Raw genomic sequence first — 2,720 nt, 5'->3', positions numbered from 1 at the left:
GTTCTGATGTTCGCTGATGCTCATGCCCATAGGCAGGGATCTTCGACCCGCGTTTTGTTATATGGCGTAAGTTCATCCGTCAATATACGCGGCGTCGACTCCGACCTTGTGGCACCAATCGATAAGTGCTTGACTCTGCTTTATTCGAAACCGTACAAGGTTAGTCACGCGCGAAATGGCGTTAAACAGGGATGCTTGGATAATGGGTGGACGGTATGTCCGACGATGACGACAGCCGAATGCATTTCCTCATGGTGTGATTCTACGTTCACGAGTATAGAGTCATCGCTGCCTAGATCTCGACGCTACCAATTCGATTCCCGTCAAGAGAAAACACATCGAGAAGATACTACCTGCTCAACAAACACTGATCTATATGTAACGACAGGATATGCTCGACTTCCGAGGTAAGTAGCAGATTCAGTTGGTATGGAGCCTAGCTGGGCCCCTGGGTTGATTACGATGACAAGATATCTTCCCGACTGGAAGTATTCGATTAGGCTGCGGAAGATCGACGACCACAGAATCTCCGGATCATACGACAAGGACGTCTTATGTCAGAAACGCAGTCAGATTTTCTTATCCAACTGAACACAGTGCTTTCTGCTGAGCAACTGGAACAGCGCGCAGAAGTACTACTGGAGAATTCCCGGGACTTCGGGCAATTCGTCGGCGACCCCATCATGCCTCTGGCCGTGGTTTACCCCCGAACGGTTGAAGACGTCCAAAAGGTAATGCGACTGGCCTACGAACATCGCATGCCCGTTGTTTCGCGTGGTGCCGGTACCGGTGTATCCGGAGGCGTTCACGTAACCGGTAAGTGCATTGTCCTGAACCTCATGCAGATGAACCGAATCGTGGAAGTTCGCCCCGAAGACGAAGTCGCGGTGGTGGAACCTGGAGTGATCAACTATGACTTGAACGTAGCTGTCTCCGAACACGGTCTCATGTACGCACCGGATCCGGCCAGCTATAAGATGTCTACCATTGGTGGCAATATTGCCACCAATGCTGGTGGTCTACGCTGTGCCAAATACGGAGTGACACGTGAATCGGTACTTGCTGTAGACGTTGTTCTGTCGGATGGCCGTTTAGTTCATCTGGGACGTAATACCTTCAAAGGTGTTGCAGGCTACGACCTCACCGGATTGTTTACCGGTTCGGAGGGAACACTTGGCGTCGTGGTGCGCGCGGTGCTGCGCTTACGATATTTGCCGGTGGATGAGCGCGACATCTCGATGTTATTCCCAAGTTTGGAAGCAGCAGTCCTTGGCGTTCAACGCATAGCCCGCGCCCGCGTACAGCCGGCCATTCTGGAGCTCCTTGATTTGCCGACTATCGAAATCTTAGATGATCAATACTCGACCAACTATGCAGCGCATGGTGGTGCCATGCTCTTAGTCAGGGTGGATGGATATGGCGCCGAAAAGGAAGAAGCTGTCATTCGCGAGACCTTCGAGAACCAAGAAGTAACCCTCAGCGACTCCGGTGCGGACGAAGCCACAACGCTTATCGAAATGCGGCGAACAAGCCGTGGAGATACTAAAGACGATGCCTATCGCATGGGGGAGGACATTGCAGTGCCAAAGAGCAAGATGTCCGACTACGTGCGAGAACTGCGACAGATCGCTTACTCTCACGAGGTAGATGTCAGAGTCATTGCCCATGCGGGGGACGGCAACCTGCATCCTACATTCTCGGTTGAACCCGGTGCCGGAGTCGATCCTCTGGCGAGACTTTCTAAGGCATTGGAAGGATCAATTCGATTGGCCATCGAGATGGGCGGAACCATCACCGGTGAACATGGAGTCGGCCTTATCAAACGCGATTGGTTGAGCTGGGAACAAACTGCTGACGTTCTGCTTCTCCAGCAAGAAATCAAAGCGCTGTTTGACCCGAGGAATATTCTCAACCCCGGCAAGGCACTTTAGTTTCCTTGAACGACGTCCGTTCCTTCTTCAATAGCTCACTGGCAGATTTAGCACAGACGCATCCCCGGGTGTAGTGTATAACCGTTGTAGAGTTACGGGATATAGCGCAGCTTGGTAGCGCGCGTCGTTCGGGACGACGAGGTCGCAGGTTCAAATCCTGTTATCCCGACTAGCAAATGAATAAGGGGGTCCCTAGGGACCCCCTTATTTTTGGTTGAGGGTGTCGTGCGCATATTTCACCGTCCATCGCCAGAGGTATCCAAGCCCGCCGTTCCACTCCCCGCGTACCTGTAGTCGGGCTCTGTTTTGACGTAAAACTGCACCTCAACACAATAGAGCTGTAGATCACTCGAGGAGAAGGGCTCAAAAGATGCCTAAACGAGTTTTCTTATGTATAGTTATATCTCGTGCTAAGGCATTTCGAAGAGAATGATCTTGATGGTCTTCACTGAGGAAGCCAAGTCACATTGGGATATGGTGTAATTGGCAACACAACGGTTTCTGGTTCCGTCATTCTAGGTTCGAGTCCTGGTATCCCAGCGCTTCACCAGAGTAATTTGGTGAGTTGAAGAGAAATCTTCGGCGTACGGCCCCATCGTATAGCGGCCTAGTACTCCGCCCTCTCACGGCGGCAACACGGGTTCGAATCCCGTTGGGGTCACACATCAAAACGCGGAACTTCGGTTCCGCGTTTTTTGCTTTAAGATTACGCTCATCGAACTTCGTGGCCATCCTTTGCGCACGCGTTACTGTTACTTCAGCATCTTCTGTCGGAGCGAGGCGAACGGC

The 2,720-nt window shown here is 51.9% G+C and carries 1 protein-coding gene and 3 tRNA genes; all 4 read left to right on the top strand.

Annotated features, from left to right (window positions below; genetic code table 11):
* Positions 1–554: 554 nt before the first annotated feature.
* The gene (locus ACT3UA_RS18825) at positions 555–1,931 is read left to right on the top strand and encodes an FAD-binding oxidoreductase (protein ID WP_096286796.1); all 1,377 of its coding nucleotides are present in this window, start codon (positions 555–557) and stop codon (positions 1,929–1,931) included.
* 95 nt (positions 1,932–2,026) lie between these two features.
* Positions 2,027–2,100: transfer RNA gene (locus tag ACT3UA_RS18820), tRNA-Pro, on the top strand.
* A 299-nt stretch (positions 2,101–2,399) separates the two neighbouring features.
* A tRNA-Gln gene (locus ACT3UA_RS18815) sits at positions 2,400–2,471 on the top strand.
* 48 nt (positions 2,472–2,519) lie between these two features.
* Positions 2,520–2,592: transfer RNA gene (locus ACT3UA_RS18810), tRNA-Glu, on the top strand.
* Positions 2,593–2,720 lie beyond the last annotated feature (128 nt).

Origin of the sequence: Glutamicibacter sp. 363 (assembly GCF_052379505.1) — a bacterium.
Classification (GTDB): Bacteria; Actinomycetota; Actinomycetes; order Actinomycetales; family Micrococcaceae; genus Glutamicibacter.
The sequence above is the reverse complement of the archived record's forward strand: the minus strand, read 5'-3'. Positions and strand labels throughout refer to the sequence as shown.